Here is a 24644-nt window from a genome sequence, read left to right as displayed (position 1 = left end):
TTGGAGCGGCAGAGGAGGCGCCGGGTGTGGCTGTTACGGGCACCTGGGCGGGTTGGCACGCCGCCTGCAAGTTCATCCTCAACCCATCTCGGTCAACGACGATCGACACCAGGGGCAATCGCGGCAGAGCCGGCGCAGTCGCCGATCCGATCCCGCAGAAGAACAGGCAAAGACGCCTGGAACCGCAAGGTTTCAGGCGTTTTTTTTTGCTTTTAAAACCGTGATGAACGTTGCCGGGTGCTTGGAATGAATAAACAGATGAAAACCCTGATCGTCGTCGGCAATGGCATGGTCGGCCACCACTGTGTGGAGCAACTGATCGAGCGCGGCGCGCTGGCGCATTATCGGTTGCACGTGTTCAGCGAAGAGCCGATGCGTGCCTATGACCGCGTACACCTTTCCGAATACTTCACCGGCCGCGATGCCGAGTCGTTGGCGCTGTCCGAGGCGTCGCTGTACCAGACGCCGGGCGTTACCCTGCACCTGGGCGTGCCGGTGCTGGAAATCGACCGCGCCCGTTGCGAGGTCATCACTGCCAATGGCTGCGTGGCGTACGACAAGTTGGTGCTCGCTACCGGTTCCTACCCGTTTGTGCCGCCGGTTGAAGGCGCCGAAGGCGATTCGCGGCTGGTCTATCGTACCCTTGAAGACCTCGACGCCATTCGCGCGGCGGCAGCCAATGCCCGGCGCGGCGTGGTGGTCGGCGGCGGCCTGTTGGGCCTTGAAGCCGCCAACGCCTTGAAGAGCCTGGGCCTGGAAGCCCATGTGGTGGAGTTCGCGCCGCGCCTGATGCCGGTGCAGCTGGATGATTTTGGCGGCCTGGCGCTCAAGGCCCAGATCGAGCGCCTCGGCGTCGGTGTGCATTTATCGCGCGCCACTCAATCGATCAGTGCGGGCGAGCAGTACCGCTACCGCATGAACTTCGCCGGTGAGACGTATCTGGAGACCGACCTGATCGTGTTCTCCGCCGGTATCCGTGCCCAGGACGCCCTGGCCCGCCAGGCCGGGCTGGAGATCGGCCCGCGCGGCGGGGTGGTGATCAACGATGAATGCCTGAGCTGCGACCCGAACATCTATGCGATTGGCGAGTGCGCGTCCTGGAACGGCAGCCTGTTCGGCCTGGTCGCGCCGGGCTATCAAATGGCCCGCGGCGTGGCCGCATTGTTGAGCGGGGAGGCCGCCGAGCCTTTCGTGGGCGCCGATATGTCGACCAAGCTCAAATTGCTTGGCGTCGACGTCGGCTCCATCGGCGATGCGCATGCCCACACGCCCGGCGCGCGCAGCTACCAGTTTATCGACGAGGCGAGCGCCAGCTACCGTCGCCTGGTGGTGGATGCGAGCGGCAAGCACGTGATCGGCGCGGTGCTGGTCGGTGACAACAGCTACTACGACACCTTGCTGCAATATCTGCAGAACCGCATCGCGTTGCCGGCGGAACCGGCGAGCCTGATCCTGCCGTCGTCCAGCGGCGCACCGACACTCGGCCCTGGCGCGTTGCCGGAATCGGCCACGGTGTGTTCGTGCCACAACGTCACTAAAGGCGCGATCTGCTCGGCCATCGACGGCGGCTGCAGCGACCTCGGCGTGCTCAAGTCCCAGACCAAGGCGTGTACCGGTTGTGGCGGCTGTGCCGGGTTGCTCAAGCAGGTGTTCGAGCATGAGCTGATCGCGCGTGGCGTCAGTGTCGATAAAAGCCTGTGCGAACACTTTGCCCACACCCGGCAGGCGCTGTATGCGCTGGTGCGGGTGGAGGGGCTGAGCACCTTCGAGGAGCTGCTGGCCAAGCATGGGCGTGGCCACACCGGTTGCGATGTGTGCAAGCCGGCGGTGGGTTCGATCCTCGCCTCCTGCTGGAACCAGCCGATCATGGACCCGTCCCTGGTGCCGCTGCAGGACACCAACGACACGTTCATGGCCAACATGCAGAAGAACGGCACCTACTCGGTGGTCCCGCGTATTCCGGGCGGTGAGATCACCGCCGACAAGCTGATCGTGATCGGCGAGGTCGCGAAGAAATACGACCTCTACACCAAGATCACCGGCGGCCAGCGCATCGACCTGTTCGGCGCGCAACTGCATGAGCTGCCGGACATCTGGGCCGAGCTGATCGCCGCCGGCTTCGAAACCGGGCATGCGTATGGCAAGTCCACGCGTACGGTGAAATCCTGCGTGGGCAGCACCTGGTGCCGCTACGGCGTGCAGGACAGCGTGAAAATGGCGCTGCTGATCGAAGATCGCTACAAGGGCCTGCGCTCGCCGCACAAGCTCAAATTCGCGGTGTCGGGCTGCACCCGCGAGTGCGCCGAAGCGCAGAGCAAGGACGTCGGCGTGATCGCCACCGAGAAGGGCTGGAACCTGTATATCGCCGGCAACGGGGGCATGCGCCCACGCCATGCGGAACTGTTCGCCACCGACCTCGATGACGCCACGCTGATCCAATACATCGACCGCTTCCTGATGTTCTACATTCGCACCGCCGACAAGCTGCAACGCACCTCGGTGTGGCGCGAAAGCCTGGAGGGCGGGCTGGAGTTCCTCAAGGACGTGATCGTGCACGACAGCCTGGGCCTCGGCGCGGAACTTGAAGCGCAGATGCAACGGGTGGTCGACCGCTACGAATGCGAGTGGGCCAACGCCCTCAAGGACCCGGAGAAACTCAAGCGCTTCCGCACGTTCGTCAACGACAAGCGCGCCGACCCGGACATTCACTTTGTGCAGGAACGCGGCCAGCGCCGGCCGATCATGGCCGCCGAACTCAACCTGATTGCCGTCACCGAGGAGATTGCCTGATGAGCCAGCCCAACAGCCAGCGACACCTGGCCAGCTGGAAACGCGTGTGTACCGAACAAGACCTGGTGAGCAATTCCGGCGTGGTGGTATGGGTCGACGGCGTGCAGGTGGCGCTGTTCTACCTGCCGCAGGCGCCGGACCAGACGCTGTACGCCATCGACAACCATGACCCGCAGTCCGGCGCGAACGTCATCGGCCGTGGCCTGGTCGGCAGCATCAAGGGCCAGCTGGTGGTGGCTGCGCCGATCTACAAGCAGCATTATCGGCTGCAGGACGGCCAATGCCTTGAGGCGCCGGACCAGCGATTGCGGGTATGGCCGGTGCGGTTGAACGGCGGGGTGGTGGAGTTGGGGGTGGATTGATAGGGCGCGGGGCGGTTGTGCCTATGTGCTGGCGGGGTTGTTGTGGTGGGTGGGCTTCCTGTTGTGAGCGGGCCTGTTGTGGCTGGCGGGCTTTTTGTGGTGAGCGGGCTTGTCGAATCGTCGCACCGCCCGCGTTGGGGCGCGCAGCGGCCCCTCTCAAGATCACTGCGCTGTTTCAAGTAAACCGAGGGGTTAGGTTTTGGGACTGCTGCGCAGCCCAACGCGGGGCAAGCCCGCTCACCACAGGAAGCCTCACTCACCACGACAAGCCCGCTCACCACAGGAAGCCCCGCTCACCACAACAATCCCACTAGCCAAAGGAAGTCCATTGCTACAACAACCCAGCCTGGCTCACCAGAGCGCAGTGCATGGCTTCATTTCATCCCCTTCGTCGCCCGCACTGAATCGTCCTTGATGTCCTCGGCAAACTTGCGCATCAGCCGCACGAGGTTGTCGAAATCACCCTCGTCCCAGGTCGAGAAGATCGACTGGCCGATCCTCTCCCGCGCCTCATCGACACGGTCCGTCATGGCCTTGCCCTTATCGGTAATCACCGACTCACGCACGCGGCGGTCCGCTGCACTTTCCTGGCGCAGGATCAGGCCGAGGCTTTCCAGTTTCGCCACCTGCCGGCTTACGGTGGTGTAGTCGCGGCCAACACGATCGGCCAGTTCGACCACGCCAATCGGGCCCAGCCGCTCCACCAGCACCAGCAGCGGAAACAGCGCGCGATCCAGGGAAATCCCGGCTTCGCGCACCATCGCTTCGTCGCGTTGCGGGCGATTCATCACGCCGACGATTTCCACCAGCGATCCATGCAGGTCGCGCAGTTGGGCGGATATATGTGCGCTTTGCACATTTTTAATTGATACTGTGTTTCTCCCTCTTAATATGTGCGTATTGCACATATAGGTGGCCCGTATGAACGAGCGATGCGCTGTCGATGTACTGATTTGCGGTGCCGGTGCTGCCGGCTTGACCCTCGCGATCGACTTGGCCAGACGGGGCATCACCTTCCGTCTGATCGAGAAGAGCCCACAGCCGTTCCATGGCTCGCGCGGCAAGGGCATCCAGCCAAGGTCACAGGAAGTCTTCGAAGACCTGGGGATTCTCGACCGCCTGGTGGCAATGGGGGGAGTCTATCCGACTGAACGGCGCTACCGCGACGATGGCAGCTTCAGTGACGGCAATTCTATCGCGCAGCATCCTGCGACACCGGCCGAGCCCTATCAACAGCCGCTGATGGTGCCGCAATTTCTAACTGAGCAAGTGCTGCGCGAACGTCTGTTGGAGCTGGGGCATTGGCCTGAATTCGGCTGTGAACTGCTGGACTTTGTCCAAGACGACGACGGCGTCACGGCGCAGGTGATGGGGCCGACGGGCGCCGACACCGTTCGCTTGCGCTGGCTGGTGGGCGCCGATGGCGGTCGCAGCTTTGTGCGGCATGCACTGCAGATTGGCTTTCCAGGCAAGACGCTGGGCGTACGCGCGCTGGTGGCGGACGTGGTGCTCACCGGGCTGTCGCGTGACCATTGGCACCGTTTTGGCGAGGGCGATGTGCAGCGACAAGTCGCGATATGCCCGTTGGCCGGCACCGATCTGTTCCAGATCCAGGGTCCGATTCCTCTGGAGGTCGATGTCGACATGAGTGCAGAAGGCCTGACGGCGCTCATCGCCCAGCGCACCGGGCGTGAGGATATTGAGGTGCATTGCGTGTCCTGGGCATCGGCCTACAGCATGAATGCGCGCCTGGCCGACCACTACCGCGTCGGCCGTGTGTTGCTGGTGGGCGATGCCGCCCATATCCATCCACCTACCGGCGGCCAGGGCCTCAATACCAGCGTGCAGGACGCCTACAACCTCGGCTGGAAACTCGCCGCGGTGGCTCACGGCGCGTCCGATGATCTGCTCGACAGCTACGAGGCAGAACGCCGTCCCGTCGCCGCGTCCGTACTCGGCCTGGCCACCCAACTGCTGGGCGCGATGGCCAATGGCGACTTGCGCCGGGGCAGGGAAGTGCACCAGCTGGATATCGGCTACCCGCAGTCCTCGCTGGCCCTGGCGCAGCCGACGCGTACCTCCAGCCCGCGCGCCGGCGACCGGGCACCGGATGCACCGATTCGGGGGGCGGCAGGCCAATCGTTGCGACTGTTCAATCTCTTCCAGGGCACGCATTGGACATTGCTCGGGTACGGAGTAAAACGCGGCTCGGTAGCCGCGCGGCCGGGGCTGCATATTCATCGGTTCGGCCTGCAAGGCGACATGATCGACGCGCAGGGGCACTTTCAGCGCGCTTATGAACTGGCGCTCGGTGACTGTGTGCTGGTGCGCCCTGACGGGTATATCGCCGCGATTGTTTCATCCGCGCAGGTTGACGTTCTTGAGGGTTACCTTCAGCGGGTCTTGCTCTAGACAGCGCCACCGCCATCGCAGCCTCGCTGGCGCTACAGAAATTGTCGTGGGCATTAAACGAGTCCGAGCAAACGCCCCGATCCCCTCCTGTGGGAGCCGTCGAGCCCCAGCGAGGCCGCGAAGGCGGTGGCATTGCCAATGAATTTCGCGCCTGACACACCGCTTTCGCGGCCTCGCCGGGGCTCGACGGCTCCCACAGGGGATCGGCGGTGTTAGCCTCGATACCGGCCTGTCGCAAGCAGCCTTGAGTCGCACCCCATAATCCGCCGCCCCAAAGATCAAATGTGGGAGCCGTCGAGCCCCAGCGAGGCCGCGAAGGCGGCGGCATTGCCGATGTATTTCGCGCCTGACCCACCGCTTTCGCGGCCTCGCCGGGGCTCGACGGCTCCCACAAGGGGGGCTTTGTCTCACCCGGAGAATTCAGTCTTGTTGGCGTTGCGCATGGTTCGGATAGCGAATGGCTCAGCGCCTGCTGAACGCCAGCCGCGCGGCAAACAACACGAAGATCACGCCGGTGGTGCGGTCCATCCACTGGATGACTTGCTCGCGGCGCAGAAAGCCGGACAGTTGCTGCGTGGCGCCGATCAGCACCAGCGACCACAGCAGCCCGAGCACCACGTGGATGCTCACCAGGCCGAATGTCCAGGCGATCAGCGAATGCCCTTGCGGAATGAATTGCGGCAGGAAGGACACGTAGAAAATTCCCACCTTGGGGTTCAGCACATTCCCCAGCATGCCCTTGATAAACCAGTTGCCGCCGGGTTTGGCTTCGGGCGAAGCCGGTGCCAGTGAGCGACGGGGACGCAGCAGCATGTTCAAGCCCAGCCAGGCCAGGTAGGCCGCGCCACAGTACTTGAGCAGGTTGAATGCCACCTCGGACACCGCAATCAACGCGCCCAGGCCGAAGGCCACCGCCGCGCCCCACAGCAGGCAACCGGCGTTGATTCCCAGGGTGGCCTGCAGCGCCTGGCGTTTGCCTTCTACCGTGGCGGTCCGCAGCACCAGTGCGGTGTCGAGCCCGGGCGTGAGCGTCAGCAGGGTGGCGGCGAAGGTAAAGGCGATGAGGTTATCGGCAATGGACATGGCGAGAGGCTTCATGAGGGCGCGTGGGGGGACGTTACCTCAAGCAGGTCCGGGTCGCAAAGGCGTGGGTAGCTTATGGGGGATAGAGTTGCTGGGGGGGCGAATCGTCGCACTGCTCGAGTTGGGCTGGGCAGGGGGCCCAATCGAGCGAAGTGTGCGGTGTCAGGATCTAGGGTATTGGGGCTGCTGCGCAGCCCAACGCGGGACAAGCCCGCTCGCCACAGGGGGCGCCTTTGCCACATGAAGGTCCTTTTGCCATAGGAAGGTCCTTTGCCACTGGGGGCCATTTTGCCAAAGGAAGGTCCTTTTACCCCAGAGGGCCCCTTTGCCATAAGAAGAACCTTTGCCACAGAGGCCCCTTTGCCATAGGAGGGTCCTTTGCCCAAGGCTTCCTATGCCACAGGAATGTCCTATGCCACAGGAAGCCCGCGGCCCCCATCGCACTCAGCGGTTGAAGCGTTCAACCAAGGCGTATTGGGTGGACGCGGTATGGGTCAGTTCCTTGCTCAGGTCCGTGGATTGATGGGCTTGGATCGAGGTCTGGTCGGCCAGTTCGGCGATGGTGGTGATGTTGCGGCTGATCTCCTCGGCGACCGCGCTTTGTTCCTCGGTCGCGGCGGCGATCTGGGTGGTCATGTCGGTGATATGCGACACCGCTTCGCTGATGCCCACCAGTGCCTGGTCCGCTTCCAGCACCCAGGCCACGCCTTCCTCGGCCTGGCGCTGGCCGTGTTGCATGCTTTGCACGGCATTGTTGGAAGATGCCTGCAACTGAGTGATCAGCGCGTGGATCTGGGTGGTTGATTGCGTGGTGCGCTGGGCCAACTGGCGTACTTCGTCGGCCACCACCGCGAAGCCACGGCCCATGTCGCCGGCGCGCGCGGCCTCGATCGCGGCGTTGAGCGCGAGCAGGTTGGTTTGGTCGGCGATGCCCTTGATCACATCCACCACGCTGCCGATTTCGTCACTGTCCTTGGCCAACTGCGCCACGGTGACGCCCGTCTCGCCGACCACGGCAGACAGGCGCTCGATGGCTTCGCGGGTATCGCGCGCCACTTCGCGGCCACGCCCGGTCAGCACGTTGGCTTGCTGGGTGGCATCGGCGGTGCGTTGCACGTGGCTGGCGACTTCCTGGGTGGTCGCGGCCATCTGGTTGACGGCGGCCGAGACCTGCTCGGTTTCGACGCGTTGACGGTCCAGGCCGTTGGCGCTGGCCGTGGCCAATTGATCGGATTGGCCGGCGAGGGCGCTGAGCTGTTCGGCGCTGTCCTGCAGGCGGGTCAGGCACGTCTTCAGGCGTGCAGTCTGGCTGAGAAACGCGGTTTCCAAACGGGCTTGAGGCCCGCGTGCGTCACTGTACATCTGCGCGATCAAGGCATCCGAGGTCGACGGCTCGACGCCCGCCAGCAGGCGCAAAGTGCTGCCCTGGCGAACGCGCGAGCACAGCACACCCACCGGCACTGCGACCGCCACGGCCACCGCGATAGCCAGCGGTGCACTGAGGAACAACCCGGCAACGCTGCCGGCAACGGCGGTCGCCACATAGGGTACGCAGCTCAAGGCCGCTGGCAGCCACGCATCCTGGCGCGGCACGCCTGGCTTGCCTTGGCTGATGCGCCGGTACAGCGCCTCGGCGCGACGGATTTCATCGGCGCTGGGTTTAACCCGCACCGACTCGAAACCCACCACATTGGCGCCTTCGAAGATGGGGGTGACATAGGCGTTGACCCAATAATGGTCGCCATTTTTCGCACGGTTCTTGACGATGCCCATCCAGGGCAGGCCTTGCTTGAGCGCGTTCCACATGTGCGCGAACACGGCGGGGGGGACATCGGGGTGACGCACGATGTTTTGCGGCGCGCCGATCAGGTCGGCGCGGTTGAATCCGCTGATGGCGACAAAGGCATCGTTGCAGTAAGTGATCACACCCCGGACATCGGTGGCGGAGATGAGTTTTTGCGAAGACGCGAGTGAAATCTCGCGCTGTGTAACAGGCTGGTTGTTGCGCATTCCGACTACTCCCTGGTTGCACTCAGTCCATCGGCGCCAACTGCCAAAAGGTTAATGCACATTCGACAATTCGCCAGCCACTGGTCAAAAGCCTGAAACTTCCCGGTGAAACACTTCATAATGGCGGCCATTTTTATATAGCCCGTTATTCTGGTGTGCCCGCATGGAAATCAAGGTCAACTTTCTCGACAATCTCCGACTTGAAGCCAAGTTCGATGATTTCACGGTCATTGCCGACCAGCCTATTCGCTACAAGGGCGATGGCTCGGCGCCGGGGCCTTTCGATTACTTCCTGGCGTCATCGGCATTGTGCGCGGCGTACTTCGTGAAGTTGTATTGCCAGACGCGCAATATCCCCACCGACAATATTCGCCTGTCGCAGAACAACATCGTCGACCCGGAAAACCGCTATAACCAGATCTTCAAGATCCAGGTTGAATTACCCGCCGATATTTCCGACAAAGATCGCCAGGGCATCCTGCGTTCCATCGACCGTTGCACCGTGAAGAAAGTCGTGCAGGCCGGTCCCGAGTTTGTGATCGAGGAAGTCGACAACCTCGACGCCGACGCCCAGGCGTTGTTGATGCCTGGCGTGGGCACCGAAGCCGGCACCTATATCGCCGGCAAGGACCTGCCGCTGGAGCAGACCATCGCCAACATGTCGGCGATCCTCGCCGGCCTGGGGATGAAGATCGAGATCGCGTCGTGGCGCAATATCGTGCCCAATGTTTGGTCGCTGCACATCCGCGACGCGCATTCGCCGATGTGCTTCACCAATGGCAAGGGCGCGACCAAAGAGGGCGCACTGGCCTCGGCGCTGGGCGAATTCATCGAGCGGCTCAACTGCAACTTCTTCTACAACGACCAGTTCTGGGGTGAAGAGCTGGCCAACGCGCCATTCGTGCATTACCCGGACGAACGCTGGTTCCAGCCGGGTCGCAAGGATGAGCTGCCGAGCGAAATCCTCGATGCCTACTGCCTGAAGATCTACAACCGCGACGGCGAGTTGCGCGGCTCGCACCTGTACGACACCAACTCCGGCAATGAAGCACGTGGCATCGTTTCGCTGCCCTTCGTGCGTCAGTCGGACGGCGAAGTGGTGTACTTCCCCTCCAACCTGATCGAAAACCTCTACCTCAGCAACGGCATGAGCGCCGGCAACACCCTGGCCGAAGCCCAGGTGCAGTGCCTGTCGGAGATCTTCGAGCGCGCGGTGAAACGCGAAATCATCGAAGGCGAATTCGCCCTGCCGGATGTGCCGGCCGAGGTGCTGGCCAAATACCCGAGCATCCTCGCCGGTATCCAGGGCCTGGAAGCCCAGGGCTTCCCCGTACTGGTCAAGGACGCGTCCCTGGGCGGTGAATTCCCGGTGATGTGCGTGACCCTGATGAACCCGCGCACCGGCGGCGTATTCGCCTCGTTCGGCGCACACCCGAGTCTGGAAGTCGCGCTGGAGCGCAGCCTCACCGAGCTGCTCCAGGGCCGCAGTTTCGAAGGCTTGAACGATCTGCCCCAGCCGACTTTCGAAGGCCACGCAGTGACCGAGCCGAACAACTTCGTCGAGCACTTCATCGACTCCAGCGGCGTGGTCTCGTGGCGCTTCTTCAGTGCCCAGTCGGACTACGAATTCGTCGAGTGGGACTTCTCCGGCCAGGGGGAAAACTCCAACGCCGAAGAAGCCGCGACGCTGTTCGGCATTCTGGAGGGTATGGGCAAAGAGTCCTACATGGCGGTGTACGAACACCTCGGCGCCACGGCCTGCCGCATCCTGGTGCCTGACTACTCGGAAATCTACCCGGTGGATGACCTGATCTGGGACAACACCAACAAGGCGCTGTTTTTCCGCGCCGATATCCTCAACCTGCACAGCCTCGACGACGAGGCGCTGCAGGCACTGGCCGAGCGCCTGGTGGAAAGCGAGCTGGACGACTACACCGACATCACCACCTTGATCGGCATCGAGTTCGACGACAACACCGCGTGGGGCCAACTGACCATCCTGGAGCTGAAGCTGCTGATCTACCTCGCCCTCAAGCAATACGAAGAGGCCAAGGAGTGCGTGGAGATGTTCCTGCAGTACAACGACAACACCGTCGAACGCGGGTTGTTCTACCAGGCGGTGAACGCGGTGCTGGAGATGGAACTGGACGAAGACCTGGAGCTGGCAGACTACGAAGCCAACTTCCGCCGCATGTTTGGCAATGAGCGGATGGACGCGGTGATCGGCTCGGTCGAGGGCAGCGTGCGCTTCTACGGGCTGACGCCCACCAGCATGAAGCTGGAAGGGCTGGATCGGCATCTGCGCCTGATCGACAGCTACAAGAAACTGCACAGCGCACGGGCCAATGTAACGTCAAGCTGATGGACTTATGTGGGAGCTTGGCCGGCGGTTGCATCACCGCGAAGCACCTGGTGCACCGCGGTGTCTGCATCGCCGGCCAAGCTCCCGAAAGGCCCGTTTCCTCGGTTAGATCTGCGCCAACGCCTGGGCCAGGTCGGCGCGCAAGTCCTCCACATCCTCGACCCCCACCGACAACCGTACCAACCCATCGCCGATCCCCAACTGCGCGCGCGTGGCGGCGGGGATGCTGGCGTGGGTCATGATCGCCGGGTGCTCGATCAGGCTCTCCACGCCGCCGAGGCTTTCGGCCAGGGCGAAGATCTTGACGTTCTCCAGGAAGCGCGTAGCGCCCGCCAGGTCGCTGTTGAGGTCCACCGAGATCATCCCGCCAAACCCCCGCATCTGTTTGCGCGCCAGTTCATGCTGGGGGTGGGACGTGAGCCCCGGATAGTACACCCGCGCCACTTGTGGTTGCTGTTCCAGCCAGGTGGCGAGGTCGAGGGCGTTGCTGCAATGGCGTTCCATGCGCAGCGCCAGGGTCTTCACGCCGCGCAGGGTCAGGAAGGCGTCGAAGGGGCCGGCGATGGCGCCGACCGAGTTCTGCAGGAAGCCCAGGCGTTCGGCGAGCGCGGGGTTGTCACCGACGATGGCGATGCCGCCGATCACGTCGGAGTGGCCATTGAGGTACTTGGTGGTGGAGTGCACCACCACATCAAAGCCCAGCTCCAGCGGGCGCTGGATCCAAGGGCTGGCGAAGGTGTTGTCGGCCACGCAGATGATGTCGCGGTCGCGGCAGATACGCGCGATGGCGCTGAGGTCGGTGAGGCTCAGCAGCGGGTTGCTCGGGGTTTCGACCCAGACCATGCGCGTGTCGTCCTGCAACGAGGCTTCGAAAGCCGACAGGTCACTCAGGCCGACAAAGCTGAAGCGGTGCCCGGCGCTGCGTTGGCGCACTTTGTCGAATAAACGGAAGGTACCGCCGTACAAGTCATTGCCGGAGACGATATGAGCGCCGGCGTCGAGCAGTTCCAGCACGGTGGAAATCGCCGCCAGCCCGGATGCAAAGGCAAACGCCTGGCTGCCGCCTTCAAGGTCGGCGACGCAGCGCTCCAGGGCAAAGCGCGTGGGGTTGTGGGAGCGGCCATAGTCGAAGCCCTTGTGTACGCCGGGGCTGTCTTGGAGGTAGGTGGAGTTGGCGTAGATCGGCGGCATCAGCGCGCCCGTGGTCGGGTCGGGTGATTGCCCGGCGTGGATCACGCGGGTGGCAAATGCACTTTTATCGGGCTGACTCATACAAGGGATCTCCGCAGGTGGTTAAGCAGGTCGACGCGCGTGATCAGGCCGTGGAAGCCCGAGGCGTCGGCGATTATGGCGACCAGGCCGCGATCCAGTTCCGCCTGCAGTTCGGCGAGGCTGGCGCTGGGGGCCAGGGTCTGCAGGTGATCGGTCATGGCGCTGGCGACGGTCATGGAAAAATCCGCCGCGTCGTGGTGCAGGCCGAGCAGGATGTCGGACTCGTCGATGACGCCGACCAGGGTCTGGCCGTCGACCAGCACCGGCAGTTGCGAGACATCCGCCAGGCGCATGCGCTGGAAGGCGGTGAGCAGGGTGTCGTCGGGGCTCACGCTGATCACGCGGCCATCTTCGAAGCGCCGCGCGATCAGGTCGCGCAGGTCGCCGTAGTGTTTGTATTGCAACAAGCCCGCGTCGTTCATCCACTGGTCGTTGTAGACCTTCGACAGGTAGCGCGTGCCGGTGTCGCACACAAAGGTCACCACGCGCTTGGGTTCGGTCTGTTCGCGGCAATAGCGCAGGGCGGCGGCGAGCAGGGTGCCGGTGGAGGAACCGCCGAGAATACCCTCGGCCTTGAGCAGTTGGCGCGCGTGGTCGAAGCTTTCTTCATCGCTGATGGAGTAGGCGTGGCGCACGCTGGAGAGGTCGGCAATCGAGGGGATGAAGTCTTCGCCGATGCCTTCCACGGCCCAGGAACCGGGAGTTTCCAGCTGGCCGCTGCGGCTGTATTCGGCCATCACCGAGCCCACCGGGTCTGCCAGGACCATTTCCAGTTCCGGTTGGACGCGCTTGAAGAAGCGGGTCAGGCCGGTGAGGGTGCCGGCCGAGCCGACGCCCACCACGATTGCGTCGACGTCATGCTGGGTCTGCGCCCAGATTTCCGGCGCGGTGCTGGTTTCGTGGGCCAGGGGGTTGGCCGGGTTGTTGAACTGGTCGGCAAAGAATGAACCGGGAATATCCTTGGCCAGGCGCGCGGCCACGTCCTGGTAGTACTCGGGGTGGCCCTTGCCCACGTCGGAGCGGGTGATATGCACTTCGGCGCCCATGGCCTTGAGGTGCAGCACCTTTTCCGTGGACATCTTGTCGGGCACCACCAGCACCACCCGATAGCCCTTCGCCCGGCCGACCAGCGCCAGGCCCAGGCCGGTGTTGCCGGCGGTGGCCTCGATAATGGTGCCGCCCTCGCGCAGGCGGCCGTCGCGTTCGGCGGCGTCGATCATGGCCAGGCCGATGCGGTCCTTGATGGAGCCGCCGGGGTTCTGTGATTCAAGTTTGAGAAAGAGTGTGCAGGGGCCGGTATCGAAACGGCTGACGCGAACCAGCGGCGTATTGCCGATCAGCTCGAGGACGGCGGGGCGGGAAAGCGTGGGCATGTCTTCACCTGATTGCGAATGGGATGGACAGCAAAATGCACGGCATGGCTTCGAACATAGGCCGGTATCGGGCGGGTCGCAACCGCGCGGTCCGCTGAATGTCTTTTTTTGGCGCATGGGCGATGGGTGGGTGCGCTATCAGCGGGCAGGGTTTGAGTGGATGCCCGCGCATTCATTGGGTTTCGAGGTTGGCCTGGGGTTTGCTTCCACTTAACCAAACTTGGATACAAGATGGAGTTTCCCATGCACAACGCGTTTGGCTGGACCCTCGGCGAGTGGCTTGACGGCTACCGTAGCGGCAGCATCACCCCGGATATTCTGCTGACCCTCGCCGCTGAGTACCCCGGCGATGACAACGCCTGGATCGCCCGTGCGACCCCGGCGCAGCTGACCGAACAACTGGCGCAGTTGAGCGCGCGCCTGGCGGCGGTGGACGGTGATATCACCCAGCTGGCGCTGTATGGCGTGCCGTTCGCGATCAAGGACAATATCGATGCGGCCGGCTGGGAGACCACGGCGGCCTGTCCCGAATTTGCCTACACGGCGGCGCAGGATGCATCTGTAGTCCAACGGTTGCGCGAAGCCGGCGCGATCCTGATGGGCAAGACCAACCTCGATCAGTTCGCCACCGGCCTGGTGGGCACACGCTCGCCCTACGGCGCGGTGGGCAACAGCTTTGACGCGGATTACGTCAGCGGAGGCTCCAGCTCTGGCTCGGCGTCGGTGGTGGCGCGTGGGCTGGTGGCGTTTTCCCTGGGCACCGACACCGCAGGCTCCGGACGCGTGCCGGCGGGGTTCAACAATATCGTCGGGTTGAAGCCGACCAAGGGCCGTCTTTCCAATACCGGGCTGGTCCCGGCGTGCCGCACCGTGGATTGCATCTCGGTGTTTGCGTTGACCGTCGAATGCGCCGAAAGCGTGGTGCGCGTTGCTGAGGGCTACGATGCCAGCGACGCCTATTCGCGTGTGAACCCGCATACCGCACCGGTCGCGGTGGGGGCGGCGATCAAGCTGGCGATCCCGGCGAGCCTGGAGTTTTTTGGCGATACCCTCAACCAGGCGGTGTTTGAGCACGCGGTGCAAGGCTTCAAGGCCCTGGGCGCGGTGATCACCCCGGTGGACTTCAGCGCGTTCAAGGCCCTCGCGGACCAGTTGTATTTCGGCCCGTGGGTCGCCGAGCGTACCGTTGCCCTGGAACGCATGCTTGAGCAGCAACCGGAGGCGATCAACCCGGTGGTGCGCGGCATTGTCGAGAGTGGTCGCCAGTACAGCGCGTGCGACGCCTACAAGGCTGAGTACTTGCGGGCCGAGCTGAGCCGGCGCATCAACGACACGCTGGCGGGTTTCGACGCGTTGCTGGTGCCCACGTCGCCAACCCTTCGCACCCAGGCGGAAATGGTCCAGGAGCCGGTGCGCTACAACTCGCAGTTCGGCTATTACACCAACTTCACTAACCTCGCCGACCTGTCGGCCCTGGCGCTCCCGGCGGGCCTGCGCAGCGATGGGTTGCCCAGCGGCATCACCTTGCTGGCACCGGCCTGGCACGACACGGCCTTGGCCCACCTGGGCAAACGCTGGCAGGCCAGCCTGGACCTGCCCTTGGGCGCCACCGAACGATATTTGCCCGCGCCGGCCATCGCGCTGCAGGCGCCTGGCAGCGTGCGGGTGGCGGTAGTGGGCGCGCACCTGACCGGCATGCCGCTGAACGTGCAGTTGACCTCGCGTAACGCGGTGTTGGTGGAGCAAACCCTGACGGCCGACAACTATCGGCTCTATGCCCTGCCGGGCACCGTGCCGCCCAAGCCTGGGCTGGCCAGGGCAGACAGCGGGCGTGCGATTGTTGTCGAGCTGTGGGATATGCCGATTGCGCGCTTCGGTGAATTCGTCGCCGAGATCCCGGCGCCCTTGGGGATCGGCAATCTGCTGCTGGCGGATGGGCGCAGCGTCAAAGGTTTTATCTGCGAGCCCTGGGCCCTGGCCGACGCTCTCGACATCACCGAGTTTGGCGGCTGGCGCGCCTTTATTGCGAGCCGGGGGTAGGCATGCAACTGGCGACGACGACAACCGCCAAGGCACGGCCGGAGAGCCTGGCTGAACAGGTCTATGCGCAGCTCAAGGCGGATATTTTCGAGTTCCGCCTGCTGCCGGGCGATCGCTTCAGCGAAGGTGACGTGGCCATGCGCATGCGGGCCAGCCGTACCCCGGTGCGCCAGGCGCTTTATCGCCTGGAGAAGGAAGGGTACGTGCAGGTGTATTTTCGCAGCGGCTGGCAGGTCAAGCCGTTCGACTTCGCGTATTTCGAAGAGCTGTATGACGTGCGCATTGTGCTGGAACTGGAAGCGGTCAGCCGCTTGTGCGCGATGGACGAACCGAGCCCTGTATTGCAGGCCTTGCAAGCGACCTGGCAGGTGGAAGCGGCGGAGCGGTTGCAGGACACCCAGTCCGTCTCGGCGCTGGATGAGCGTTTTCATTGTGACCTGGTGCACGCCACGGGCAACGGTGAAATGGCGCGTATGCATTACGCCATCACGGAAAAAATCCGCATCATCCGCCGGCTCGACTTTACCCAGGCGTCACGCATTGCGGCGACGTACGAGGAGCACGGGCAAATCCTCGCGGCCATCCTGCAACGCCAGACCGATCAGGCGCAGCACCTGCTCAAGCGCCATATTGAACTGAGTAAACAGGCCGTGCGCGAGATCACGCTGCACAGGTTGCATATGGCGAGGCAGGGTTGAGGTTCTGAATCAGGCTGAGCTGTTGTGGCAAATGGGCGGATTGTGGCAAGTGAGTTTTTGTGGCAGGCAGGCTTTGTTGTGGCAAGTGAGTTTTTTGTGGCAAGCAGGCTTTATTGTGGTGAGCGCGCTTGTTGTGGCGAGCGGGCTTGCCCCGCGTTGGGCTGTGAAGCAGCCCCAGTCCGCCAGATGCGGTGTGTCAGGCAATTCTCGGTGGATGGTTTTGGGGCTGCTGCGCAGCCCAACGCGGGGCAAGCCCGCTCACCACAAAAAAGCCTGCTCACCACCAAAAGGCAGGTTCACCACAAAAAAAAGCCCACTCACCAGAAAATGCGGGCCCTGGCACCAAGAGGCCTGTTTATCAGCGCTTATGCGCGAACCCCTGGAAGCTCGCGCAACCGTGTCACCACCGCCTCGCTGGCCCGTTGCATCGGCGCGCGCAGCTCGTCGGAGATCAAACCTTCAAGGGCCAGCGCTGCCTTCACCGGTGCCGGGTTGGGCTCCATGAACATCGTGTTGATCAACGGCACCAATCCCAAAAACGTTGCCCGGGCCTCGGCCAGTTGGTTATCACGTACCTGCTGCCACAGCGCCACAAACTCTGCGGTACGCACATGCGCCGATGCCGCAATCGCACCGCTGGCACCCAGGCACAGCGCATTGAAGATCTGGATATCCTCGCCGCACAACACATCCACCGCACCACTGGCCAGCAGCGCCAGGGTGGTCTCCAGGTTGCCGCCGCAATCCTTGATCGCCACGATGCGTTCGTGCGCGACGATGTTGAGCAAGGTCGCCTGCTCGAAGGTCACGCCGGTGCGGTAGGGAATGTCGTAGAGAATGATCGGCGCGCTGGACGCGTCGGCGACCGTGCGAAAGAACGCTTCAAGCCCGGCCTGGGACGGACGGATGTAGCTCGGCGCAGGCACCAGCAGGCCAGCCACCGGGCGCTTGAGAACCTCGCCCTGGAACTGCAGCAGTTCACCCTGGTTATTGCCCGCCAGGCCCATTACCACGCGGTGCGCCGGCACCCATTGCAACACCGCATCGAGCACGGCCAATTGTTCCGCACGGCTCAGCGACGCCGCTTCGCCGGTGGTGGTACACACCATGATCCCGGCTATGTGCTGTTCCAGCAGGTGGCTGACCAGCCGGTGCAGGCCGATGAAATCGATGGTGCCGTCATGGAACGGCGTGACTACGGGAACCCAGATACCTTGGAACGAGGACATGCATTTTCTCCTGATGATTGACCGCTTGAGTCACCGTCAGAAGGGCATGGGGAATTGTGCAAAGGGGGAGGGAGTCCGTCGCGCTCAATGTCCTGTCAGCTCATCTGACGGGACAGCGCGCCCCGGTCACATGAGCGACTGTTTCTTCGATTTGAGGGCGTGCGCAACGCAACCTTGCGCTTTGGCAATCAAGCCAACGGCGGAAAGGTTAACGGAGGACATTGCGGACATTGACTGACACACCCTGAATAAGGCCTCCATCTTCATGGAATATTACAGGGTGTGTCAACGATGTTTATTCGGCGCTGTTATTCGAATCGATCGATGCGCGAATCGGAGTAGAAAAACTCATTCTTGTCCGTGCTGGACTCGTGGAAATACGCATAGTCGGTCAGGTAGAACAGGTGGTTGACGCGGTTGTACTTGTCGTCGTCGGTACGGCACGACAAGGCCTTCGCGCTGCCGAGCAGCTTGGGATTGAGTTCACTCGCTGGCAATTCGCGCTCGACCACGCAGCGCGTGACCTGTTGCTTGTTGTAGCTGCCGAGCAAGCTGTTGAGGGTCGAGCGATTGATCTGGTAGACCACCGTGTCGCCGACCGGCAGTTCCTTCCAGTTACCGGTGAGGCTCAGCTGGGTCAGCGTCGAGCTTTCGGCCATGCTCGAGAAGGTCGACTTGGACACCAGTTCGATCAGGTTGCGCCAGCTCACCGACTGCGATTCGTAGCCGTCGCCACGCAGGGCGATCGCCTGCTGGCCGCTCGCCGCGTCCTGGCTGATGAACTGCTCGCTGGTCGAATTGCTGGTCTTGCCTTTCATGGTCGAGGTGCCGGTGACGTGCACGTACTTCAGGGTGCGCGCCGGCTTGTCCTGCTTGAACGGCGCCAGCGCGGCGAGGACTTGTGGCTGCACCGAGGTCAAGGCGATGTTGGCCGGCGCTTTCAGACGCGGCTTGAACACCGGCAGTGCGGCGATTTTCTCTGGGGTGGCGCAGACATGCTTGAACAGCAACTCGTAGTCGTCGTTGCTGCCGGCCATCGCGCGCGGCGTCGGGAAGCTGTCGACGCGGCCGTCGCTGACGCGATTGCGCGCGTCCAGGTCATACCCGGCCAGTTCCTTGTAGGTGCTGTTTGCGCAGGACACCGCAAAGTGCTCGCGTTTTTGCGCGTATGGCGCGTCGTAGGGCAGGTCGTTGAGTACCGTGGGGTTATCGAACGCCGCCCAGAAGCGGGTTTCACCCTGCACGGTCTTGATGCTGGCGGCGTCGATCAGCACCCAGTTATCGCGATCGTCGCTCTTGACCAGGCGCCAGTCAGGCTTGGGCGTCTCGGCACAGGCACGCACGAAGGTCGGGTTGGCGGCCAACTTTGCATACAGGTCGGCGGACAGCTCGCGCGCTTTGCTGTAGCGCCCGGCTTTCAGCGGATAGACACGCTGCGAGCCGTCGATGTACAGCAGGTACAGTTGTGGCGACGAGCACGCGGCCTCGAACTGCATGGTGGGGCGCATGCCGGTTTTGTATTCCGGCATCAGCAATTCGAAACTCAGCAGGTCGCCTTCGCGCACGATGCTGTTCTCGACCAGCGGCTGGCCCAAGGTAACGGCGAACATTTGGTCGACTCTGTTGGCCTGGGTGGCGCAACCGGACAAGGTGGCGATGCCACCGGCAAGCAATAGGGAAGTTAAAACGCGCACAAGAGCCTCATTGAGTCCATTCGGGGATGTAAGGGTGACGGCAGGGGAGCGTCAATCTTTAAGGTTATCGCATCGGGGCCTCAGGGACCTAACCCCAAGGCCCGCCGTGGCTTAGCCCTTGATGGCGGCTTCAATGGCGGCAATGTCGATTTTGGTCATGGTCATCATCGCGTCGAAGGCACGCTTGGCGATCTTCTGGTCCGGATTGGAGACGGCGGCGGTCAATACCCTCGGCGAGATCTGCCACGACAGCCCCCATTTGTCCTTGCACCAACCACAGACGCTGGCCTGGCCGCCGTTGTCGATGATCGCATTCCAGTACCGGTCGGTTTCCGCCTGATCATCGGTGGCCACCTGAAAGGAAAACGCCTCGGAGTGCGTGAAGATCGGGCCGCCATTCAGGCCGATGCACGGGATGCCCATCACCGTGAATTCCACGGTCAGCACATCACCCTGCTTGCCGGAAGGGTAGTCGCCGGGCGCCAGGTGCACGGCATCGACCGTGCTGTCCGGGAAGGTGCTGGCATAGAAGCGGGCAGCCTCCTCGGCAGCGCCGTGGTACCAGAGGCAGAGGGTGTTCTTGCTTTTCATGGTCGGTCTCCACAGGTGACGGGTGTATGGAGTCTAGACGCCGAGCTGCGCTTCGATAGCCGCCTTGTCGATCACCGACCATACGTGCGCAAACCGGCCGTCGAGCACTTCATAAAACACGTTTTCATCGAATTTCACCTGCCGGCCATTGATCGGTAGCCCGAAGAATTCGCCCCTGGGCGTAACGTTGAAATTCAGCCGGCTGGCCACCGTGGGCGGGTCGGCGACCAGCAGTTGGATGCGAAATACCAGGTCGGGGATTTCACGGAAGTCACGCTCCAGCATCGCGCGGTAACCGTCGAGGCCGACCCGTGTGGCGTTGTAGGTCACGTCCGGGTGGACGAAGTCGCCCAGGCGATCCCAGTCCTGCTGGTTGAGGCAGTCAATGTAGCCTCGGTAAAGGTCGGCGAGTTCGTTGCGGGTCATGCGCAGGCTCCTCGGTCAAAAACGCTCGTCCAGAATCGCCGGCAGGGTGATGTCTTTGACGAAACTGGCGGAAGACAGACTCAGCGCCATGCGCACCACTTGCACCACATCGTGCACGGGAATCGAGTGGCCTTCACCGCGTTGCTCGGCCACCGCACGCGGTGTGCTCAAGGGGTCTTCGGTGTTGAGGTAGCCGAGGTTCAGGCAGGTGACGCCCAGGCGTTGCTGGCGATAGCCTTCACGCAAGGCATCGGCGATACCGCGCAAGGCGAACTTGGAAGCTCCGAAGGCAACCTCAGGCCGGCCACTTTGCGGCAGGCCGGAAGTGGAGCCGGTCAGGATGATGCGGGGATTTTTGCTCTTCAGCAGCACTGGCAACAGCCGCTTGATCAGCAGGATCGTCGAGGTGATGTTGCAATTGACGATGGCTTCCAGCTGGTCATCGTCGTCAGCCAGGAACGCATAAGCCGGGTCAAACGCCAGTGCCTCCCAGATGCCGAGGTTGTAGATCAGCGTGTCCAGGCCGTCATCGGCTATTGCGTCCGCGATGACCTGTGCCGCCTTGGCCGGCTCCGCGAGGTTGGCCTCGACCCAGCGCACCTGCACGCCGGCCCGTTGCTCCAGGTGTCCGGGATGGGAGCGGGACACGCCGATCAGCGTGTCCCCAGGCTCACCAAGCCCCTCGATCAGGGCCTTGCCCAACCCTTTGCTTGCGCCGACCACCATGGTTTTCATTGAGTGTCTCCTTGACTGGGAAATCCGCTGAGGCGAGCAAGCTTACGCCCGACGCGCCATCAACAACACCGTCGCCGCTGCCGACAACAGCCCTGCGCAGCAACGATTGAAGATCCGTTTGCCGCGTGGCTCGGCGAACCAGCGGCGCATATGCAGGCCCATATAGGCGTAGGCGCTGATAGCAATCCATTCGAGCATCAGGAACAACGCACCCAGCAGCGCAAATTGCGGCGTGATCGGCTGCCCCGGCACCACGAACTGCGGGAGGAACGCGGTGAAGATCAAAATTGCCTTCGGATTACCGGCCGCGACCAGAAACTCCTGGCGTGCCAACGCCCACAATCCCACCTTGGCCGCGGTCGATTGCGCCTCTGCCTCGGGATTCGCCCGCCACAGCTGAAACGCCAGGTAGAACAGATACGCCGCGCCCACAATCTTGATCGCGTAGAACAACAACTCCGAGGTTTGCAGCACCACCGCAAGACCGGCGGAGGCGAGGGCGATCATGCCGGCGAAGGCCAGCAAGCGGCCGATTCCCGCGAGGCAGGAGGTGCGGTAGCCGTAGCGGGTAGAGTTGCTCACGGACAGCAGGTTGTTCGGGCCAGGCGCCATGTTCAGGGCGAAGCAGGCAGGGAGGAAAAGGGCGAGGGTGGCGAGGTCCATGGCGGCTCCGGTTCTCGGGTCTGGTGAGAAGGAGGATAACGGCAGTCGGTGCGGTTGAGCCAGCGCAAGGGCAACCGTCGTAGGCACTCACACCTCGGTGTGCGTGGCGAGGTTGCAATATTGTCCTTTGAAATACAGCAATGGCTGCGTGGCAGCGGTCTCTTGCAGGCTTAACGCTTTCACTTCACCGATCACGATCAGGTGGTCACCTGCGGCGTATTCGGCGTGAATTTCGCAATCAAGCCAGTGCAGGCTGCCGCCAAGGAGCGGATTGCCCAGCGGCGATGCCTGCCATTCGACGCCGTGCCATTTGTCTGTGCCGCGGCGAGCGAACTGGTTGGAAATCGTGACTTGCTCACCGGACAGGATATTCACGGCGAACCGACCCGCCTGGCGAATTCTGGGGTAGCTGGCCGAACTCGACATCACGCTGAAAGACACCAGCGGTGGGCTCACCGACACGCTGTAGAACGACTGGCAAGTGAAGCCAATGGGCTCGCCATCCACGTGTGAGGTAATCACCGTGATACCGGATGCGTAGTGCCCGAGGGCTTCGCGAAAGCTCAATGGCTCGATAGCCATGTTGGCGAGTGACATGGTAGGTCCTGGATAAGGGCGGCAGCTTGATCGTGGTGAGAAAAGCCTGGGGGCGACTGGACGTTTGGCAGGATGCAGGCTTCAGGGAGTCTTGTTCAGATCTCCCCGAAACCTTCACCGGCCTGGTTCACCCAGCCTATGGCTGGAGCCGTGAACTCACGCGTTCAAGAGTTCTCGTCGAACGATTTCTGCGCCTGCACTGAGTGCGTTCAGTTTGCCTCTCGCTACGCGACGCGGTAGGGGCGCCATGCCGCAGTTGGTGCACGGATAGAGCTTGTCGGCATCGACAAACTGCAGGGCTTTGCGCAGGGTGTTGGCGACTTCCTCGGGTGTCTCAATGGTGTCGGTTGCCACGTCGATGGCGCCGACCATCACCTTTTTACCTCGGATGAGTTCAATCAACTCCATCGGGACATGAGAGTTGTGACATTCCAGCGAGATGATGTCGATGCTGGATTTTTGCAGCTTGGGGAAGGCCTCTTCATATTGACGCCATTCCGAGCCCAGGGTCTTTTTCCAATCGGTATTGGCCTTGATGCCGTAGCCATAGCAAATATGCACAGCGGTTTCGCACTTGAGGCCTTCGATTGCCCTTTCCAGGGTTGCCACTCCCCAATCGTTGACTTCGTCAAAGAAAACGTTAAAAGCGGGCTCGTCGAATTGGATAATGTCGACGCCAGCCGCTTCCAGTTCCCTGGCTTCCTGATTGAGGATTTTGGCGAACTCCCACGCGAGTTTTTCGCGGCTCTTGTAGTGATTGTCATAAAGCGTATCGATCATGGTCATCGGGCCTGGCAACGCCCACTTGATCGGTTGCTGGGTCTGCTGGCGCAGAAACTTCGCATCTTCAACAAACACCGGCTTTTGGCGGCTCACCGCGCCCACCACAGTCGGCACGCTCGCGTCATAACGATCACGAATCCTGACCGTCTCGCGTTTCTCGAAATCTACGCCGCTGAGGTGCTCGATGAAGGTCGTGACGAAATGTTGGCGCGTTTGTTCACCGTCACTGACGATGTCAATGCCGGCGTGTTGTTGCTCCTGCAGCGCCAAACGCAACGCATCCTGCTTGCCCTCGATCAATGCCTCATCCTGCAGCTTCCAGGGTGACCACAGCGTCTCTGGTTGTGCGAGCCAGGAGGGTTTCGGCAAGCTGCCAGCCGTGGAGGTGGGTAACAATTTTTTCATTCGGGATAACCTTGTATTGGCTGAGTCAAAGCGCGCAGTTGGCGGACCATTGTTCAAGAATGGCGTGGTACGGCTTGATGAAGTTCTCTTCAACAAACTGGCCCTGCTCAATCGCCAGGCGGCTACGTTCCTCACGGTCATAAACAATGCGCGTCAAGGAGTAGTCCTGGTGCTTCAAGCTCGGTTGATAGGACTTTCCGGCAGCAGAGTTCGCGTTGTAGATCTCGGGCCGGTAAATCTTCTGGAACGTGTCCATCGTGCTGATAGTGCTGATAAGTTCAAGGTTGGTGTAATCACCCAGCAGGTCGCCGGAAAAATAAAACGCCAACGGCGCAACACTATTTGACGGCATGAAATAACGGACTTTTAAACCCATCTTCCTGAAATAGTCATCGGTCAAGGAGTGTTCATCTTGCTGGTATTCAACTCCAAGTACCGGGTGCTGGTTTTCGGTTCGATGATAAGTCTTGGTGTTTGAAACGCTCAGGCATATCACCGGCGGTTTGTTGAAGTTGTCCTGGTAGGTGCTGGAGTTCACGAAGTGCTTGAAGAGTTTGCCGTGCAAGTCTCCGAAATTTTCTGGCGTGCCAAAGGTGGGCTGATGCTTGTTGTGATCCAGCAGCACCACGCTGAAATCGTAGTCGCGCACGTAGGAGGAGAAGTTGTTGCCTACGATGCCGTCGATGCGCTCGTTGGTGTTCAGGTCGACGATGGTGGTTTTCAATACTTCAATCAGCGGAATGGCACGGCCACTGTGTTCGACATCAATGCCCATTTCAACCGAGATGATTTCAAGTTCAACGGTGTAACGATCGCCTTTTGGATTGTCCCAGTGGGCCAGGGCATTGAAGCGATTGTCAATCATCCTTAGTGTGTTGCGCAGGTTCTCTTGACGACTCTGGCCCCGGGCCAAGTTGGCGAAATTAGTGGTGATGCGTGTATTTTCCGAGGGGTGATAGTGCTCGTCGAAGCGAAGGCGCTTAAGTGTAAATGTAAACTCGTTGTTCATTTTGATCTGACACCCTGATGCCTGAGATAAAACCCGACGACATGAAATGCACTGATGAGTGCTATTCCGCCGGCCTGTTGGTTTTGGCTCAGTAGTCTTTATATGATCTG

At 62.0% G+C, this 24644-nt stretch carries 20 protein-coding genes; 6 read left to right on the top strand and 14 right to left on the bottom strand.

The window, feature by feature from the left end; all coding sequences use genetic code 11:
- Positions 1-246 precede the first annotated feature (246 nt).
- Complete coding sequence (gene nirB, locus NTD80_RS23900) at positions 247-2790, top strand: nitrite reductase large subunit NirB (protein ID WP_262135237.1); 2544 nt, start codon at positions 247-249, stop codon at positions 2788-2790.
- A complete protein-coding gene (gene nirD / locus NTD80_RS23895) occupies positions 2790-3152 on the top strand; it encodes a nitrite reductase small subunit NirD (RefSeq protein ID WP_065908050.1) in 363 nt (120 codons plus the stop codon). The genes nirB and nirD overlap by 1 nt, the downstream gene beginning before the upstream one ends.
- A gap of 374 nt (positions 3153-3526) precedes the next feature.
- Here the strand turns inward: nirD and NTD80_RS23890 are convergent, their stop codons facing one another.
- Positions 3527-4009 (bottom strand): MarR family winged helix-turn-helix transcriptional regulator, encoded by a 483-nt coding sequence (locus NTD80_RS23890; RefSeq protein ID WP_262135236.1) that lies wholly within the window; start codon positions 4007-4009, stop codon positions 3527-3529.
- A 64-nt stretch (positions 4010-4073) separates the two neighbouring features.
- Between NTD80_RS23890 and NTD80_RS23885 the strand changes: the two genes are divergently transcribed.
- Positions 4074-5564, top strand: coding sequence for an FAD-dependent oxidoreductase (locus NTD80_RS23885; protein WP_262135235.1), 1491 nt, complete (start codon positions 4074-4076; stop codon positions 5562-5564).
- Between the two features lie 462 nt (positions 5565-6026).
- Here NTD80_RS23885 and NTD80_RS23880 read toward each other — a convergent pair whose 3' ends face one another.
- Together NTD80_RS23880 and NTD80_RS23875 are read right to left on the bottom strand one after the other, a co-directional pair.
- Complete coding sequence (locus NTD80_RS23880; RefSeq protein ID WP_201144825.1) at positions 6027-6647, bottom strand: LysE family translocator; 621 nt, start codon at positions 6645-6647, stop codon at positions 6027-6029.
- Positions 6648-7091: 444 nt separating this feature from the next.
- A complete protein-coding gene (locus NTD80_RS23875; protein ID WP_410017432.1) occupies positions 7092-8573 on the bottom strand; it encodes a methyl-accepting chemotaxis protein in 1482 nt (493 codons plus the stop codon).
- A 247-nt stretch (positions 8574-8820) separates the two neighbouring features.
- Here NTD80_RS23875 and NTD80_RS23870 point away from each other — a divergent pair, with 247 nt between their 5' ends.
- Positions 8821-11019, top strand: coding sequence for an OsmC domain/YcaO domain-containing protein (locus NTD80_RS23870; protein ID WP_106803682.1), 2199 nt, complete (start codon positions 8821-8823; stop codon positions 11017-11019).
- Between the two features lie 105 nt (positions 11020-11124).
- Here NTD80_RS23870 and NTD80_RS23865 read toward each other — a convergent pair whose 3' ends face one another.
- Both NTD80_RS23865 and NTD80_RS23860 read right to left on the bottom strand, forming a co-directional pair.
- Positions 11125-12291 carry a cystathionine gamma-synthase gene (locus NTD80_RS23865; protein ID WP_262135233.1) on the bottom strand — a complete coding sequence of 389 codons (1167 nt, stop codon included), beginning with the start codon at positions 12289-12291 and terminating at the stop codon, positions 11125-11127.
- A complete protein-coding gene (locus NTD80_RS23860) occupies positions 12288-13664 on the bottom strand; it encodes a cystathionine beta-synthase (protein WP_262135232.1) in 1377 nt (458 codons plus the stop codon). Before NTD80_RS23860 ends, NTD80_RS23865 begins: the two co-directional genes overlap by 4 nt.
- 243 nt (positions 13665-13907) lie before the next feature.
- On the opposite strand from NTD80_RS23860, the gene atzF reads away from it, so the two are divergent.
- Both atzF and NTD80_RS23850 read left to right on the top strand, forming a co-directional pair.
- Positions 13908-15704: an allophanate hydrolase gene (gene atzF, locus NTD80_RS23855; protein WP_262135231.1), complete on the top strand. Its 1797-nt coding sequence runs from the start codon at positions 13908-13910 to the stop codon at positions 15702-15704.
- A 2-nt stretch (positions 15705-15706) separates the two neighbouring features.
- Entirely contained in the window at positions 15707-16402 is a 696-nt protein-coding gene (locus NTD80_RS23850; protein WP_262135230.1) for a GntR family transcriptional regulator, read from the top strand.
- Between the two features lie 365 nt (positions 16403-16767).
- Here NTD80_RS23850 and dapA read toward each other — a convergent pair whose 3' ends face one another.
- The 9 genes from dapA to NTD80_RS23805 all read right to left on the bottom strand — a co-directional run bounded on the left by dapA (position 16768) and on the right by NTD80_RS23805 (position 24534).
- On the bottom strand, positions 16768-17631 hold the full coding sequence (gene dapA / locus NTD80_RS23845; RefSeq protein ID WP_262135229.1) for a 4-hydroxy-tetrahydrodipicolinate synthase: 864 nt from the start codon (positions 17629-17631) through the stop codon (positions 16768-16770).
- A gap of 308 nt (positions 17632-17939) precedes the next feature.
- The gene (locus NTD80_RS23840; protein ID WP_262135228.1) at positions 17940-19325 is read right to left on the bottom strand and encodes a hypothetical protein; all 1386 of its coding nucleotides are present in this window, start codon (positions 19323-19325) and stop codon (positions 17940-17942) included.
- Positions 19326-19436: 111 nt separating this feature from the next.
- The gene (locus tag NTD80_RS23835; protein ID WP_065908073.1) at positions 19437-19916 is read right to left on the bottom strand and encodes a VOC family protein; all 480 of its coding nucleotides are present in this window, start codon (positions 19914-19916) and stop codon (positions 19437-19439) included.
- 33 nt (positions 19917-19949) lie between these two features.
- Complete coding sequence (locus NTD80_RS23830; protein ID WP_106803689.1) at positions 19950-20342, bottom strand: ester cyclase; 393 nt, start codon at positions 20340-20342, stop codon at positions 19950-19952.
- A 15-nt stretch (positions 20343-20357) separates the two neighbouring features.
- Positions 20358-21077: an SDR family NAD(P)-dependent oxidoreductase gene (locus NTD80_RS23825; RefSeq protein WP_262135227.1), complete on the bottom strand. Its 720-nt coding sequence runs from the start codon at positions 21075-21077 to the stop codon at positions 20358-20360.
- Between the two features lie 42 nt (positions 21078-21119).
- Entirely contained in the window at positions 21120-21740 is a 621-nt protein-coding gene (locus NTD80_RS23820) for a LysE family translocator (RefSeq protein WP_065908079.1), read from the bottom strand.
- Between the two features lie 87 nt (positions 21741-21827).
- Positions 21828-22337, bottom strand: coding sequence for a flavin reductase family protein (locus tag NTD80_RS23815; RefSeq protein WP_213553050.1), 510 nt, complete (start codon positions 22335-22337; stop codon positions 21828-21830).
- A gap of 156 nt (positions 22338-22493) precedes the next feature.
- The gene (locus tag NTD80_RS23810; protein WP_065908082.1) at positions 22494-23525 is read right to left on the bottom strand and encodes a methionine synthase; all 1032 of its coding nucleotides are present in this window, start codon (positions 23523-23525) and stop codon (positions 22494-22496) included.
- Positions 23526-23550: 25 nt separating this feature from the next.
- A complete protein-coding gene (locus NTD80_RS23805; protein ID WP_262135226.1) occupies positions 23551-24534 on the bottom strand; it encodes a DUF1852 domain-containing protein in 984 nt (327 codons plus the stop codon).
- Between the last annotated feature and the right edge of the window lie 110 nt (positions 24535-24644).

Origin of the sequence: Pseudomonas sp. 13B_2.1_Bac1 (genome assembly GCF_025466155.1) — a bacterium.
Taxonomy (GTDB): domain Bacteria; phylum Pseudomonadota; class Gammaproteobacteria; order Pseudomonadales; family Pseudomonadaceae; genus Aquipseudomonas; species Aquipseudomonas aylmerensis.
This window is presented reverse-complemented; position numbering and strand designations above follow the sequence as displayed.

Bases quoted from the DNA above. Each gene is read 5' to 3' on its own strand.
- NTD80_RS23825 (WP_262135227.1), bottom strand. From the start codon at position 21,077: ATGAAAACCATGGTGGTCGGCGCAAGCAAAGGGTTGGGCAAGGCCCTG.
- NTD80_RS23815 (WP_213553050.1), bottom strand. From the start codon at position 22,337: ATGTCACTCGCCAACATGGCTATCGAGCCATTGAGCTTTCGCGAAGCC.
- NTD80_RS23870 (WP_106803682.1), top strand. From the start codon at position 8,821: ATGGAAATCAAGGTCAACTTTCTCGACAATCTCCGACTTGAAGCCAAG.
- nirD (WP_065908050.1), top strand. From the start codon at position 2,790: ATGAGCCAGCCCAACAGCCAGCGACACCTGGCCAGCTGGAAACGCGTG.
- NTD80_RS23805 (WP_262135226.1), bottom strand. From the start codon at position 24,534: ATGAACAACGAGTTTACATTTACACTTAAGCGCCTTCGCTTCGACGAG.
- nirB (WP_262135237.1), top strand. From the start codon at position 247: ATGAATAAACAGATGAAAACCCTGATCGTCGTCGGCAATGGCATGGTC.
- atzF (WP_262135231.1), top strand. From the start codon at position 13,908: ATGCACAACGCGTTTGGCTGGACCCTCGGCGAGTGGCTTGACGGCTAC.
- NTD80_RS23885 (WP_262135235.1), top strand. From the start codon at position 4,074: ATGAACGAGCGATGCGCTGTCGATGTACTGATTTGCGGTGCCGGTGCT.
- NTD80_RS23820 (WP_065908079.1), bottom strand. From the start codon at position 21,740: ATGGACCTCGCCACCCTCGCCCTTTTCCTCCCTGCCTGCTTCGCCCTG.
- dapA (WP_262135229.1), bottom strand. From the start codon at position 17,631: ATGTCCTCGTTCCAAGGTATCTGGGTTCCCGTAGTCACGCCGTTCCAT.
- NTD80_RS23880 (WP_201144825.1), bottom strand. From the start codon at position 6,647: ATGTCCATTGCCGATAACCTCATCGCCTTTACCTTCGCCGCCACCCTG.
- NTD80_RS23810 (WP_065908082.1), bottom strand. From the start codon at position 23,525: ATGAAAAAATTGTTACCCACCTCCACGGCTGGCAGCTTGCCGAAACCC.
- NTD80_RS23865 (WP_262135233.1), bottom strand. From the start codon at position 12,291: ATGAGTCAGCCCGATAAAAGTGCATTTGCCACCCGCGTGATCCACGCC.
- NTD80_RS23835 (WP_065908073.1), bottom strand. From the start codon at position 19,916: ATGAAAAGCAAGAACACCCTCTGCCTCTGGTACCACGGCGCTGCCGAG.
- NTD80_RS23830 (WP_106803689.1), bottom strand. From the start codon at position 20,342: ATGACCCGCAACGAACTCGCCGACCTTTACCGAGGCTACATTGACTGC.
- NTD80_RS23860 (WP_262135232.1), bottom strand. From the start codon at position 13,664: ATGCCCACGCTTTCCCGCCCCGCCGTCCTCGAGCTGATCGGCAATACG.
- NTD80_RS23850 (WP_262135230.1), top strand. From the start codon at position 15,707: ATGCAACTGGCGACGACGACAACCGCCAAGGCACGGCCGGAGAGCCTG.